Below are 13,424 nucleotides of genomic sequence, written 5' to 3'. Positions count from 1 at the left end.
GCCTGCCAAAACTCGTCTACACTTGTGGGAAAAGGCAGGCATGTTGCGGTGGCCAGCCGCTTCCCAGTGCCCCTGACGACCCCTTGCGTATAACGGGAGGCGCCTTGCGACCCCATTCCGTTCAGAGACCGGCATCTCCTGAAATGACACCAAAGGTAGTTCTCGACATCATTGATCAGGCACGCAGGCAGGAAGCCCGCTCCGGCACCTTCCTCGAGCAGATGCGGGAGAGGGCAGCATCCTTGCCTGCCACAATAACCATTGACGGCTATCAGCCAGCCACCTGCCTGTTCCAGTTCGCCATCGAATACATAGAAATGGCACCGCGGCTGATCGAATGTGTCGAAGCCTGCGCCAGGGAAGCCGGTAAAGCGGAGCTGTTTGCGCCCTTCGTAAATGCCGCCATCGGTTATTTCACGCAGCCCTCCGTCCTGCTGGTGCGTTACGATGGCCTTGACGGCCTGCTGATCCGGGCCTATCTCTGCCATCGCCTGATGGAGGAGATGTACGAAAACAACCGCTCTACACGGGCCAGTGAACTGGTGGATGTGGAGGCAACCAGGGCCAATCTGCTTGCACATCAGCTCATTGGCGAGCCCTTTGCCAATGAACTTGACCAGTCAATCACAGTGACCGTCCTGCAGATTGCCGGCACCCCTGATTACTACGAACTCAACCTGGATCCCTTCGTCGAACAGACGCGCAATGCCGCCTGGGACTGGATGAAGCACTACTGGGAAAACCTGTTGATCCGCAATCATATACGTCTCTCCCTGGGAACCGGCCTGTAGCTTTGCCCCCGCCAGCAAACCGGTTAAGCTTGCCAGCTTATTCCTGAACCCTTGCCCTGCAGGAGATGTAAGTTGCTGGAAAATGCTGACCTTGGAAAACTGATCGTTCGTCTCACCCTTGGTGGCCTGTTGCTGTTTCATGGCGTCGCGAAACTGTTCCATGGCGTGGGTTTCATTGAAGGCCAACTGGCCAGCCATGGCATTCCGGCGTTCTTTGCCTGGGGTGTTTTTATCGGTGAGTTGCTGGCGCCACTGATGGTGATACTTGGCTACCAGACCCGGATCGGCGCACTGCTGATCGTCTTCAACATGCTGGTGGCCATTGCCCTGGTACACGGCCACGAACTCATGGCGCTGGGTAATAATGGTGGTTGGGCACTGGAACTGCAGGGTTTCTTCCTGTTTATCGCCGTTGCCGTGGTTTTCCTGGGGCCGGGCCGGTACAAGCTGAAGAACTGATATCAGGAATCGGCAATCGCCCGGGCACCGGATTCCCGGAATACCATCACCCGGTTACGGCCCGCCGCCTTTGCGGCGTAGAGCGCCTCGTCGGCGCGACTGACGAGATCGGACGGGGCCATGCCCGGGCCGGGAACCATGATCGCGACCCCTGCGCTGACCGACAGGTTGACCGGGCTGACATGCTCTCCGACATCAACGGGTGTTCCCGCCACGGCGGCACGCAGGCGCTCGGCCACACTGATGGCTCCGGCTTCCGGTGTGGCAGGTAACAACACACAGAACTCCTCGCCGCCGTATCGCGCCAGCAGATCCCCTGAACGCTGGATCTCACCGGCACACACCCGGGCAACACTGACCAGGCAGTCATCCCCAGCCAGATGTCCGAATTCATCATTTACCCGCTTGAAATGATCGATATCCAGCAGCACAAGGCCCAAGGGATGGCCATGGCGTAGGGCCCGGTTCCATTCGATTTCCAGTTTTTCGTCAAAGCGGCGGCGGTTGGCGACCTGGGTCAGGCCATCGGTTATGGAAACCGCCTTGAGCTTCTCGTAGGCTGCCTCCAGCTCCTCCGTTCGTGCCTGAACCCGGGCCTCCAGATTCTGGTTGGCCTGGCGCTGGACTTCCAGGGTATGCTCCTGGGCCTCAAGCCGGCGCTGACGCTCAAGGCTGATGCGGTATGCCAGGGCAAATGACAGCAGAATCACCTCCAGGGCAACGCCAATCTGCGGCGCTATTTCAGTCAGGGTATTGGTGGGAATCAGGCCAATCTTGCTGACCGCCATAACCATGTGGCCCAGAAGCAGCGGGGTCCATGCCACCACGTAAAAGCCGGCCAGTACCTGCCCCCGGAACCAGACAACCAGGCCCAGAATCCAGGTCAGGGGGGTGATGATGGCGGCCAGCACGCTGATGATGGCTACCGATGTCTGATAACTTCCGAACAGACCATACACAAAACAACCGACGCTGATCGCCACAATCATCTGCAGCAACCGGTAGGAAACAGGACTGTACCGGCGCACCGCCAGAAAGCTCAGGGTGAACATGGCTGCGAAGAAGATGTTGGCGGAGATGGCCGGAGCCGTGAAATACCGGTTCATCACCGGCAGGTCCGGCCACAACCACTGGAAAACCAGGCCGTTGAAGTTCAACAACACCAGCGCCGAGGCTGTCACCGTGAGCACGTACCACAAGTACGCCAGGTGCCTGACGATCACGAAAACAAACAGGTTGTACAGGGCCATGGCAATCATGATGCCCAGAAACAGCGCCTGCCAGCCAAAATCCAGCTGTTCACCGGCCAGGAAGTCCGCCGACGCTATCACCCGCACCGGTATCTGTACCGACCCTTCGCTGTGGACACGGATGTACGCCGTGGCAGTCTCGTTGTTGGACGGTACCAGGAAGACAAAGTTACGGTGGTGAATCGGGCGGGAATCGAACACCTGACGGTCGCCTGTGACGTGGCGCTCCACCTCTTCGTCACCCACGAACCAGTAGACCCGGACGTCGTCCAGCAGGGGATAGCCGATTTCCAGCAGGCGATTGAAAGGTTGCGCCGGCACCTCGACCCTGAGCCAGAAGCTGCTGTCACTGAAGCCAAAATTCAGGGTTTCGTCACCGGGTGTCGTTCGCCATTGCGCCTCGGGCAACGCCCGGATATCCTCCACATCGCTTTCCGCAGACGGGGCTTCCAGCCAGGCTATCGAGGCACCATCACTGTGGGCGAGCCCGGGCACCAGCAACAGGGCCAGGAGCAGTATCCGCACCAATTTGCAGCTTGCAGGAAATGTCATGATGGCCGCTTTACCCGGAACCGGAAAAGTAAACTAAACTGACGAAGCCGACAGTCAGTCCCATAGCTTCCCTGCACTCAGTCGATACAAGTTTATACGTTTGCGGGGAATACGTCCGCCCCACACAAATACGTAGCGTTATGCTACGCGTGGAGAAGAATACAATGCCTGACAAGAAACCGGAAATCCGCCCGGGACGTTATCGCCATTACAAGGGAATGGATTACGAGGTGATCGGCGTGGCCCGGCACAGCGAAACCGAGGAACAGATGGTGGTCTATCGCTGCCTTTACGGGGATTACAGCCTCTGGGTCAGGCCGCTGACCATGTTCCGTGAAACCGTGGAACTGGCCGGAGAGCAGGTTCCCAGGTTTGCCTTCGTGGGTGATGAGTAACGGTAATCACGGTTTTGACTGCAGCACCCGTTTCCTGCACATTAGCGCGCTTTCCTGAACGGCCCCCTGCTTCAGGGCGCTGAAAGCCACTCCCGAAATCCGGAGTTCACCATGAATGCCGTTGTCGCCGCGGTAGCCATCATGCTCGTCCTGAGTTTGTGCCGCATCCACGTTGTTGTTGCCCTTATTATCGGAGCCGTTGCCGGCGGCCTGATCAGCGGCCTGTCACTGGAGGCCACCATTGACGCCTTCAACGAAGGCCTGGGAGGCGGGGCAACCGTTGCCCTGTCCTACGCCACACTCGGTGCATTTGCCGTTGCTATCGGCAAATCCGGCCTCGCCCATGCCCTGGCTGACAAGGCCCTGGGGCTGGTGGGCAGGCAGGATGAGGGCAAGGCCACCGGTGGAATACGGTTGCTGATTATCGGCCTGTTGCTGGCCATCGCCATGTCATCCCAGAACATTCTGCCGATTCACATCGCATTCATACCTCTGGTGGTGCCTCCGTTGCTGTACGTGATGGCAAAGCTGAACATGGACCGCAGGCTGGTAGCCTGTGTGCTGACCTTCGGCCTGATCACCCCGTACATGTTCCTGCCGGTGGGTTTTGGCGGTATCTACCTGAACGAAATCCTGCTGGCCAATGTCGGCGAAAACGGCATCGACGCCACCGGCCTCAACGTCATGGCCGCCATGGCCCTGCCCGCCCTGGGCATGCTTTGCGGCCTGCTGGTGGCAGTGTTCTTCAGCTACCGCAGTGAGCGTCGCTACAACCTCGACGCCATCACCCGCACCGAGCGGGTGGATGTAAAGTACAACGCCGGCACACTGATCATGGCTCTGGTCGCAATTGTGGCGGCGTTCGCAGTGCAGCTCTGGCTGGGTTCAATGATTCTCGGGGCGCTGGCGGGCTTCGTTCTGTTCAACCTGTCCGGCGTGGTGAAGTGGAAAGAAGCCGATGACCTGTTCACCGAAGGCATGAAAATGCTCGCCATGATCGGTTTCATCATGATTGCTGCCTCGGGCTTCGCGGAAGTCATGCGCGAAACCGGTGAAATTACCACACTTGTGGAGGGCTCCGTATCCGCCATCGGCGACAACAAGGCCCTGGCGGCATTGCTGATGCTGGTGGTAGGCCTGCTGATCACCATGGGCATCGGCTCGTCGTTCTCCACCATCCCCATCATCGCGGCCCTGTACGTGCCCCTGGCCCTGGAACTGGGCTTCAGCCCCCTGGCCATCGTGGCCCTGGTAGGCACCGCCGGCGCCCTGGGCGATGCCGGCTCCCCGGCCTCAGACTCCACCCTCGGCCCCACCGCCGGCCTCAACGTCGACGGCCAGCACAACCACATCTGGGATACCGTGGTACCTACGTTCCTGCACTACAATCTGCCGTTGTTGGGCTTTGGTTGGTTGGCTGCGATGGTTCTTTGAGCTTGGGGGGTGCCGGCTTCTTGTAGCCTGCCTGGATGGGGGGGCCTGGAGGGCGTCGTGATGCTTTCTTCTGGGAAAAAGAACTCGCTGCGCTCAGACACCTTTTTCCCGGCAGAAAGCACCCCAACACCCTCCGGTTTGAACCATGGGAAGACCGCCTTGCGGGCCACCGACTCCATTGTCTTCAGGCGATATTGGCATCGTGTGATCGTGAGGGGGTAGGGGGATTTTTGCTCGCCAGAAATGGGTGTCTGAGCGCAGCGAGTTCCATTTCAAGAGCAAAAACTCCCCCTGCCCCCTCGCAGCCCCCAATCCAGGCAGGCTACAAAGGAGGGCAACCGCCAAAAGCCTTACTCATCCTCACCGGACTTGAAGAACACCACCTGTTTGACCGTATGGTCGTCCTTGTTGCTGCGTTTATTCACCCTGGTTTGCAGCTCAGGATTGGCAGGGGGCTCCGGGGTATCGGACACCGCGTCGGTGAAGCCGCAGGCCACGCACTCGCGAACCTGATCATCGTCGTCGGTGGTGTACATCATGATCTTGTCCATCTCCGCGCAGCGGGGGCAGACGGCGCCGGCGATGAAGCGTTTGGGGGTTGGCATGGAATTACTCCGCAGTCTGTTTGGGTTGTCGGATTACGGCTTCGCCTAATTCGACCTACCGCAAACTCGAGCCTTTCGTAGGTTGTCGGATTACGGCCTTTGGCCTAATCCGACCTACCGTGAAATCGGTCCTTCGTAGGTCGGGTTAGGCGAAGCCGTAACCCGACAACCCGTTTCCCGGTTAACTCACGCAGCATCTTCCGTTATACCGCTCTGTTTCAACAACGCATCCACCTCCGGCTCGCGGCCACGGAAGGCCTTGAACAGTTCCATCGGTTCCTGGGAGCCACCTTTTTCCAGGATGTTGTGCAGGAAGGCCTTGCCAGTTTCCGGGTCGAAGATGCCGTTCTCCTCGAACAATGAGAAGGCATCCGCCGCCAGCACTTCCGCCCACTTGTAGCTGTAGTAACCGGCCGCGTAGCCACCCGCGAAGATGTGCGAGAAGCTGTTGGGGAAGCGGTTGAACGCCGGTGCTTCCACCACCGCGATTTCGCTGCGCACCTGGCGGTGCATGTCCAGCGGGTTGGTGGGAGCCTCGTCGGTAAATTCCGCGTGCAGGCGGAAATCGAACAGGGAGAACTCCAGTTGCCGCACCATGGCCATGCCGGACTGGAAGTTCTTGGCCGCCAGCAGTTTCTGCAGCAGGTCGTCCGGCAGTGGCTCACCGGTTTCGTGGTGCGAGGCGATCAGGGCCAGGGAATCCGGGTTCCAGCACCAGTTTTCCAGGAACTGGGAGGGCAGTTCCACGGCATCCCAGGCCACGCCATTGATGCCGGAGACATCCAGCACGTCCACCTGGGTCAGCATATGGTGCAGGCCGTGGCCGAACTCGTGGAACAGGGTGGTAACCTCGTCGTGGGTCAGCAGTGACGGTTTGCCGTTCACCGGCGAGGTGAAGTTACAGGTCAGGAAGGCCACCGGCAGTTGAAGCTGGCCGCGCAGGTTGCGCCAGCGTACCCGGCAATCGGCCATCCAGGCACCGCCACGCTTGCCCTGGCGGGCATACAGGTCCAGATAGAACCAGGCCAGCGGTTCGCCGTTGCGGCTGATGCAGTAGGCGGTGGCATCCGGGTGCCAGGTTTCCACGTCCGGTTTGGCTTCAATCTGCACGTCAAACAGTTTCTCGGCAACTGCGAACAGGCCCGGTACCACCCTGTTCACCGGGAACCAGGGGCGCAGGGTTTCCGGAGAAATGTCGTAGCGTTCCTGGCGCAGCTTTTCGCTGTAGTAACCGATGTCCCACGCCTGCAGGTCTTCAACCCCGTGGGTGTCTTTGGCGAACGCCTTAAGCTCAGCGAACTCCCGTTCGGCAATGGGCTTTGACTTCGCCGCCAGCTGGTTCAGGAAGTCGAGAACTTCATCAACGCTGCGGGCCATCTTGGTGGCCAGGGAACGCTCGGCGTAGTTGTTGAACCCGAGCAGCTTGGCCATGGCATGGCGGCGTTTGAGTATTTCCGCCATCACCGGCGTGTTGTCCCAGGTACCGGCATCCGGGCCCATATCCGAGGCGCGGGTGACAAAGGCCTCGTAGACTTCCCGGCGCAGGTCCCGGTTATCGCAGTAGGTCATCACCGGATAGAAACTTGGGAAATCGAGGGTAATCACGTAACCGTCGAGGTCCTTCTGCTTTGCGGCCTGTTTTGCGCCCTCAAGGGCGGATTCCGGCACGCCCGCCAGCTCTTCCACATCGGTGATGTGCTTGTACCAGTGCTGGGTAGCGTCCAGTACGTTGTCGCTGAACCGGTTCGACAGCTCCGACAGCTCCATGGAGAGATTGGCGTACCGCTCTTTCTTCTCCTGGGGCAGGTCGACACCACCGAGATGGAAATCCCGCAGGGTATTGTCCACCGACTTGCGCTGGGCTTCGCTCAGCCCTTTGTATTCATCGCTTGCTGCCAGTTTCTTGTAGGCTTCGCAAAGTTCGGCGTTCTGGCTCAGTTCGGTGCTGTACTCGGTGAGCTTTTCCAGACATCTCTTGTATACCTTGCGCAGGTCATCGTTGTTCATCACACCGTTGAGGTGGGAAATCACCGACCAGGCTCTTTCCAGCCGGTCCTCGGTTGCCTGCATGGGCTGCGCCAGGGTTTCCCATGTGGGGTGGTCCTGCTGCGCCAGTTGTGCGATTTTCATGCGGTTTTCGCTGAGAATCTGGTCAATTGCCGGTTCCATGTGCTCGGTGCGAACATGGTCAAACTTTGGCAACAGGTCGTCGGTCAGTAACGGGTTATTCATAAGTCCCCTTCTCAGCTACGGGTGTCTAAGGTAATTTGAGATAACTCCAATGCTTGGGGAGTCTCTGGGGGAGGCCTTTCCAAAACTGTGCGGAGCCATGGATGGCGGAGCTCAAGCGTCACAGGGATGTGCTTGAGCGTGTTTTGGAAAGGCCTCCCCCAGAGACTCCTTCCCCACAAGCATCAATCCATTCAATGAGTATATGTAATGTCGAATGTACGAACACACAAGGGTAACACGCCACAATTTGGAGAACGCGCCTGGATTGACCCCAGTGCGGTAGTAATCGGCGATGTGATCACCGGGGACGATGTGTCCATCTGGCCGATGACCGTGGTACGTGGCGACATGCACAAGATACGTATCGGTGACCGTTGCAGTATCCAGGATGGCTCCGTGCTCCACATCACCCACGCCAGTGACTTCAACCCCGGCGGCTGGCCGCTGATGATCGGTGACGACGTTACCATTGGCCACAAGGCGCTGCTGCACGGTTGTACTGTGGGAAACCGGGTGCTGGTCGGCATGGGGTGTATCATTATGGATGGCGCCGTGGTGGAAGATGAAGTGATTGTCGCCGCCGGCTGTCTGGTGCCACCAGGCAAGACGCTGGAGTCGGGTTATCTGTATGTCGGATCTCCCTGTCGGCAGGCGCGGGCGTTGTCGGACGAGGAGAAAAGCTTTTTCCGGTACACCGCTGGCAATTACGTCAAGCTCAAGGACGAATACCTGAATCAGGTTTAATCCGGCAATCTAATCTGAAACCGTCTGTGTCAGCGTATTTGCCTCTGTTGTTCACCTTTTGAACAGGGGATCGGATATGAGACAACCACTGCATCAACCATTGTTCGAACGAATTCTCGCCTACCTGGCCGCCAGCGGCATTACGCCGTCCCATGAGCGCCAACGGCAGGCCAGGGCGCTGGTTGCCGCTGTCGCCTCGGAAGGCAGGGGCTGTGACTTCAGGCGTGCGCTGGAACTGGCTCCAGCCTATGTGGAATTTCCTTCCCCCGGGCCGGCCCGCTCCGCACCCGAACTCAAGCGGGGCAGCATGGGCTACTGGCCCAATGCCCGCTGAGCAGCACTGGCGCCCGGCCGCCTGTTACCGGCGAACGCTGCTGGCGGTTCTGGTTCTGGGCCAGACCGCCGCAGCGGTCTTTGCGCTGACACGCGTCATGCCACTGGAAGCCGGGAATGTTCCCGACACCTTGCTGATTTACCTCTTTGCTCTACTTCACGGCTGGATTGCGGTTGGATGCTGGACGGCTGTATTCGGATTCCTGGTCCGGCGAACCGGTGGCGACCGCTACAGCCTGGCAGCACGACATCCGGCCGAGACCCTGGCGCAGACTGCGCTCGCGCCGACGGCCATTGTCTTGCCCGTCTGCAATGAACCGGTAGAACGCACATTGTCCGGGCTGAGGGCCGTTTACCGGGAGCTCGAGCGCCTGGGGCGTTTGTCACACTTTGACTTCTACATCCTCTCCGACACCCGTGATCCCGAGATCTGGCTGGCCGAGCAGGCGGCGTGGCAGGCACTGAGCAGGGAACTGGATGCCGGGGACCGGCTGTTTTACCGCCGGAGGAACGTAAACCTGAACTACAAGAGCGGCAACATTGCAGACTTCCTGCGCCGCTGGGGCCGCCGATACCGCTATATGGTGGTGCTGGATGCCGACAGCCTTCTGGGGGGAAACACCCTGCTGCGGATGGTGCGGCTGATGGAACGTGAGCCAGGGGTGGGTATTATCCAGACCAGCCCGGTGGTGATCCGTGCCAGTACCCTCTTTGCCCGCTTTCAGCAGTTTGCCAGCCGCGTGTATTCACCGCTGTTTGCCACCGGCCTGGCGGCGGTGCAAATGGGGGATGCCGCCTACTGGGGCCACAATGCCATCATTCGTGTCGACGCCTTCATGAAGCATTGCGGGCTGCGCAAGCTTCGCGGCCCGGGTCTGTTCCGGGGGCCGATCATCAGCCATGATTTCGTGGAGGCGGCCTACATGGGCAGGGCCGGCTATGAAATATGGCTGGAGTCGTCATTGCCCCACAGTTACGAGGAATCGCCCCCGACTCTGGAAGATGAACTGATCCGTGACCACCGCTGGGCACGGGGCAACCTGCAGCATCTGTGGGTCTTGCTGACCACACCCGGGCTGCGGTTCGCCCATCGCATGGCTTTTATCAACGGCATCATGTCGTACCTGGCTTCTCCACTGTGGTTGCTGTTCGTGATCCTGACCATCGTCATCGCCAGCAGCCTGAGTTTGCCGGTGTCTGCAGCGCTGGACGGAGGCATGGCCTGGGCTGCCGGTCTTGGCCTGAGCACTCTGGGCCTGCTGTTCCTGCCACGCTTTCTGGGTATTGCCGATATCATGGCAAACCGGGAAGGCCATTTGTTTGGGGGCAACCTCCGGCTGATATTCAGTGCACTGTTCGAAGCCGTTACCTCCCTGTTACTGGCTCCTGTGAGAATGCTTGCCCACACCCGTTCAGTGATCTGCGCCCTGAGCAATATCCCGGTGCGCTGGGCCGGGCAGAACCGCCACGAAGAAACCGGATGGCAGCGTGCCTTCGATGAACACCGGCTCAGTCTCACCCTGGCCCTTGGCTCGGCCGGCATTATCGGCTGGATCGGGTCGCCGACGCTGATGCTGTGGTCATTGCCGGTGATCATCCCTCTGCTGCTGGCGGCACCCACCTCGGTTCTGCTGGGCAGAGCATCCACAGGCGATACCGTCGCTGAGCGTGGTTTACTGACAACACCGGAAAGCGGTCAACCGACACCAGTGATCGCCGAGGCCTGCTCCGGGGCACCGCTTTTACCGGCGAACCCGGGCCTGTCAAATGTTCAGCAGGCGGTGCTGTCGCCGACCATGAATGCGCTTCACAGGCAACTGGCCCGAAGCCGCCCGGAATGGACGACAGCAGCCATTCTCCGGCATTGTCTCGAACATGGCCCGGAACAATTGATGGACTGGCAGCTGAGCCTGCTATGCCGGGACCGGCAGGCACTCACCAGGCTGCATCATTTGGCCTGGCAGGCAGGCCAACACAGCTATTGGGGCCAGAGAATCGCTGCGCTAATCCCTGATCCCCGGCGATCCACTGGAGAACGAGTTGAAACGACTGATCCTCACCACGCTGCTGCTGAACGCCCTGTTCGTGGCACTGCTGCTGCCACGCTATCCCTGGATACCGTGGATTGCAGCTGATGCCCTGTTGCTGAGCGGTCTGTTCACGCTATTGCCGGGTGGACGGGCGAAACGGATACTGGCCGGAGCCATGGGTGCCCTGTTTTCAGCCCTGGCCTTCTTTGCCCTGGGCGATTTACTGGTACGCCAGAGCATCGGGCGGCCCTTCAATCTCTATCTGGAACTGGGCATTGCCGGCTCGGTGTTTGACCTGATGCAGAGCAACCTCGGCCTCGGCCTTTCTCTCCTGGTGATCCTGGCCCTGATCGCAGTCCTGTTCGCCCTGGGCACCTGTGTCGCCAGGCTCCTGTACCGGCTCGGTCCGGATACCCCTGCCAAAGTGGGGCCACTGGTCGCAACCGCCGGCCTCGTCCTGGTGGCAGTGTCATGGCTGCCCCAGCAGGTTGTCGGGCTCAGCGCCTCCGAGCTCACCGCTCAGCAGATCCGGCTGGCGGCCGACACTCACCAGTCGACAACCGCTTTCCGGCAGCACCTTGCAGACAATCCCGGCGCCGGTCAGAGCGCTTCCCTTTCTGGTCTGGCCAACACCGATGTGATCCTGGGCTTTATCGAATCCTATGGTATTTCAGCCGTTACCGACCCCCGTTACCGGCCCCTGATCGGGGCTCGCCTGGACAGGATGGAGCAGGCCCTGGCGGATGCCGGCCTGCACATTGTGACCGGGCGCCTGCGTTCACCGGTTCAGGGCGGCCAGTCGTGGCTGGCGCACACCACACTGCTCAGCGGCCAGTGGATAAAAACCCAGCTGGACTACGAAATTTTCCTCGCCAGCGACTTTCCCACACTGATTGATGACCTGGACACCACCGGCCACGAGACCGTTGCGGTCATGCCGGCCATCACCAGGGACTGGCCCGAGGGCAGAGCCTTCGGTTACCAGCGGATCTATGAGTCCAACAGCATGGATTACCGGGGGCCGGCCCTGAACTGGGTCACCATGCCGGACCAGTACACCTGGTCATGGTTCCAGCGCAGTGTTCGAGACCAGTCAGAGTCACCACTGTTTGCCGAACTTGCACTGATCAGCAGCCACGCTCCCTGGGTGCCGGTGCTGCCGGTGCTGGAAGACTGGGACAGCATTGGCAACGGTGAGACCTTCAATCGCTGGAAAGACAGCGGAGAGGCACCGGCCAGCCTCTGGCGCGATCCGGAACGGGTGCGGGAACACTACGCCCGGGCACTGGATTACGCCCTGAACGTGGCTACCGAATATGCCAGGCGACATGTGGACGAGCGCACTCTGCTGGTGCTGCTCGGCGACCATCAGGCCGCACCATTGATTACCGGCGAGAATGCCAGCCGCGATGTGGTCGTACACATCATCAGTGCCGACCCCGGGCTGCTGGCGCCCTTTGTTGCCACCGGCAAGGTCAATGGCGGTGTATCCGGCTTCCGCTGGGGCTCGCGGCCCATGGAAAACCGGCCAGGCCCTACCATGGCCGTCTTCCGGCCTTTTCTGCAGCAGCAGTTTGGCGCAGCTTTCGACACCGTGAGAATTTCTGCCACCGACACTATTGAAAACTGACCAGCCGGGCCCATATCCGGAGATAGCAGATGTTCACGGAGAACCATCCGGCTGGCGCCACCGGTATGGAGCTGTTCCGCGATTGAAGCTGACATTAATTTGTTATTTCAATTTCGTAGGAGGAGTTTCTTATGACCAACATTACACGCTGGAATCCGGTGAATGAGTTTGAAGACCTGATAAATCGCTATAACCGCTACTTCGGCCTGGCCCGGGGCAACGGCGAACGGGAAGGCAAGGACCTGTTCAGCCGCAGCGATTGGTCACCGGCGGTGGATATCAAGGAAACCCCGGAGGCCTTCAACATCGAGGCCGAGCTTCCGGGCATGTCAAAGGACGATGTGAAGGTGACCGTCCAGGATGGTGTGCTGAGCATTCAGGGTGAACGCAAGCATGAGGAAGAGACCAACGACAAGAAACATCACCGCATCGAGCGGGTCTATGGTAGCTTCCTGCGCCGGTTCACCCTGCCTGAAAACGTGGACGAAAACAGTATCAGGGCCAGCTTCAAGGACGGCGTGCTGTCACTGACGCTGACAAAAGCCGAGCCGGCCGAGCCCAAGGCCATCGAGGTAGACGTTCAGTAACCCGCAGGCCACGGCAGCAGGGTCGGGAGTTTCAGTTCCCGGCCTCTGCTGCGGATTTTGCGCCGGCGCGCTCAAGGATGCTTGCATAGGCGGTACTGCGACGGTGCCGGGACACCACATCCAGGATGGTGTCGCCATGCTCATCAACCGCATTCAGATCCCGCCCAGCTTCCACGAAAAACCCGACGAAACGCTCGAAGTCCTCGGCGATCATGGCCTGGTAGGCCTTGATCAGGGCATTGAAATCAGCGTTTATACCGCTGTCATAAGGCGTAATCGCCAGAAAGCTCTTGACCCGCTCGTCACTCCATTCCTCACCAATGACTTTCGGTTTGTCTGGTCCGCTCATAATCACTCTGGCCCTGTTTTATCGACAGTGGGT

At 59.7% G+C, this 13,424-nt stretch carries 13 protein-coding genes; 9 read left to right on the top strand and 4 right to left on the bottom strand.

Translation table 11 applies throughout. The features are described 5' to 3' along the window. Positions 1-143: 143 nt before the first annotated feature. Entirely contained in the window at positions 144-791 is a 648-nt protein-coding gene (locus tag HLUCCO03_RS18405; protein ID WP_027830302.1) for a hypothetical protein, read from the top strand. Positions 792-863: 72 nt separating this feature from the next. After that, complete coding sequence (locus tag HLUCCO03_RS18400) at positions 864-1,250, top strand: DoxX family protein (protein WP_027830301.1); 387 nt, start codon at positions 864-866, stop codon at positions 1,248-1,250. A 2-nt stretch (positions 1,251-1,252) separates the two neighbouring features. On the opposite strand, the gene HLUCCO03_RS18395 is transcribed toward HLUCCO03_RS18400, so the two are convergent. Next, a complete protein-coding gene (locus HLUCCO03_RS18395; protein WP_027830300.1) occupies positions 1,253-3,052 on the bottom strand; it encodes a diguanylate cyclase in 1,800 nt (599 codons plus the stop codon). Positions 3,053-3,216: 164 nt separating this feature from the next. Between HLUCCO03_RS18395 and HLUCCO03_RS18390 the strand changes: the two genes are divergently transcribed. Both HLUCCO03_RS18390 and HLUCCO03_RS18385 read left to right on the top strand, forming a co-directional pair. After that, the gene (locus tag HLUCCO03_RS18390; RefSeq protein ID WP_027830299.1) at positions 3,217-3,447 is read left to right on the top strand and encodes a DUF1653 domain-containing protein; all 231 of its coding nucleotides are present in this window, start codon (positions 3,217-3,219) and stop codon (positions 3,445-3,447) included. 111 nt (positions 3,448-3,558) lie between these two features. Continuing rightward, a complete protein-coding gene (locus HLUCCO03_RS18385) occupies positions 3,559-4,881 on the top strand; it encodes a Na+/H+ antiporter family protein (RefSeq protein WP_027830298.1) in 1,323 nt (440 codons plus the stop codon). 350 nt (positions 4,882-5,231) lie between these two features. Here HLUCCO03_RS18385 and HLUCCO03_RS18380 read toward each other — a convergent pair whose 3' ends face one another. Together HLUCCO03_RS18380 and prlC are read right to left on the bottom strand one after the other, a co-directional pair. Next, on the bottom strand, positions 5,232-5,486 hold the full coding sequence (locus HLUCCO03_RS18380; RefSeq protein ID WP_027830297.1) for a YheV family putative zinc ribbon protein: 255 nt from the start codon (positions 5,484-5,486) through the stop codon (positions 5,232-5,234). 186 nt (positions 5,487-5,672) lie between these two features. Next, entirely contained in the window at positions 5,673-7,718 is a 2,046-nt protein-coding gene (gene prlC, locus HLUCCO03_RS18375) for an oligopeptidase A (RefSeq protein WP_027830296.1), read from the bottom strand. A 207-nt stretch (positions 7,719-7,925) separates the two neighbouring features. On the opposite strand from prlC, the gene HLUCCO03_RS18370 reads away from it, so the two are divergent. The 5 genes from HLUCCO03_RS18370 (at position 7,926) to HLUCCO03_RS18350 (ending at position 13,042) form a co-directional block, all read left to right on the top strand. Beyond that, positions 7,926-8,462 carry a gamma carbonic anhydrase family protein gene (locus HLUCCO03_RS18370; protein ID WP_027830295.1) on the top strand — a complete coding sequence of 179 codons (537 nt, stop codon included), beginning with the start codon at positions 7,926-7,928 and terminating at the stop codon, positions 8,460-8,462. 76 nt (positions 8,463-8,538) lie between these two features. After that, positions 8,539-8,796 carry a hypothetical protein gene (locus HLUCCO03_RS18365; RefSeq protein WP_155939852.1) on the top strand — a complete coding sequence of 86 codons (258 nt, stop codon included), beginning with the start codon at positions 8,539-8,541 and terminating at the stop codon, positions 8,794-8,796. Then, on the top strand, positions 8,786-10,930 hold the full coding sequence (mdoH, locus tag HLUCCO03_RS18360) for a glucans biosynthesis glucosyltransferase MdoH (RefSeq protein WP_081813473.1): 2,145 nt from the start codon (positions 8,786-8,788) through the stop codon (positions 10,928-10,930). The genes HLUCCO03_RS18365 and mdoH overlap by 11 nt, the downstream gene beginning before the upstream one ends. After that, positions 10,836-12,455 (top strand): hypothetical protein, encoded by a 1,620-nt coding sequence (locus tag HLUCCO03_RS18355; protein ID WP_027830293.1) that lies wholly within the window; start codon positions 10,836-10,838, stop codon positions 12,453-12,455. Before mdoH ends, HLUCCO03_RS18355 begins: the two co-directional genes overlap by 95 nt. 131 nt (positions 12,456-12,586) lie before the next feature. Beyond that, complete coding sequence (locus tag HLUCCO03_RS18350; RefSeq protein WP_027830292.1) at positions 12,587-13,042, top strand: Hsp20/alpha crystallin family protein; 456 nt, start codon at positions 12,587-12,589, stop codon at positions 13,040-13,042. Positions 13,043-13,073: 31 nt separating this feature from the next. Here the strand turns inward: HLUCCO03_RS18350 and HLUCCO03_RS18345 are convergent, their stop codons facing one another. Further along, on the bottom strand, positions 13,074-13,391 hold the full coding sequence (locus HLUCCO03_RS18345) for a PA4642 family protein (RefSeq protein ID WP_027830291.1): 318 nt from the start codon (positions 13,389-13,391) through the stop codon (positions 13,074-13,076). Between the last annotated feature and the right edge of the window lie 33 nt (positions 13,392-13,424).

The organism is Marinobacter sp. HL-58 (assembly GCF_001314605.1).
Taxonomy (GTDB): Bacteria; Pseudomonadota; Gammaproteobacteria; order Pseudomonadales; family Oleiphilaceae; genus Marinobacter.
Note: the sequence above shows the minus strand (reverse complement) of the source record. Positions and strands in the feature narration are given on the sequence as shown.

Coding starts and splice junctions, on each gene's coding strand:
- HLUCCO03_RS18405 (WP_027830302.1), top strand. CDS start 144: ATGACACCAAAGGTAGTTCTCGACATCATTGATCAGGCACGCAGGCAG.
- HLUCCO03_RS18395 (WP_027830300.1), bottom strand. CDS start 3,052: ATGACATTTCCTGCAAGCTGCAAATTGGTGCGGATACTGCTCCTGGCC.
- HLUCCO03_RS18390 (WP_027830299.1), top strand. CDS start 3,217: ATGCCTGACAAGAAACCGGAAATCCGCCCGGGACGTTATCGCCATTAC.
- HLUCCO03_RS18385 (WP_027830298.1), top strand. CDS start 3,559: ATGAATGCCGTTGTCGCCGCGGTAGCCATCATGCTCGTCCTGAGTTTG.
- HLUCCO03_RS18380 (WP_027830297.1), bottom strand. CDS start 5,486: ATGCCAACCCCCAAACGCTTCATCGCCGGCGCCGTCTGCCCCCGCTGC.
- prlC (WP_027830296.1), bottom strand. CDS start 7,718: ATGAATAACCCGTTACTGACCGACGACCTGTTGCCAAAGTTTGACCAT.
- HLUCCO03_RS18370 (WP_027830295.1), top strand. CDS start 7,926: ATGTCGAATGTACGAACACACAAGGGTAACACGCCACAATTTGGAGAA.
- HLUCCO03_RS18365 (WP_155939852.1), top strand. CDS start 8,539: ATGAGACAACCACTGCATCAACCATTGTTCGAACGAATTCTCGCCTAC.
- mdoH (WP_081813473.1), top strand. CDS start 8,786: ATGCCCGCTGAGCAGCACTGGCGCCCGGCCGCCTGTTACCGGCGAACG.
- HLUCCO03_RS18350 (WP_027830292.1), top strand. CDS start 12,587: ATGACCAACATTACACGCTGGAATCCGGTGAATGAGTTTGAAGACCTG.
- HLUCCO03_RS18345 (WP_027830291.1), bottom strand. CDS start 13,391: ATGAGCGGACCAGACAAACCGAAAGTCATTGGTGAGGAATGGAGTGAC.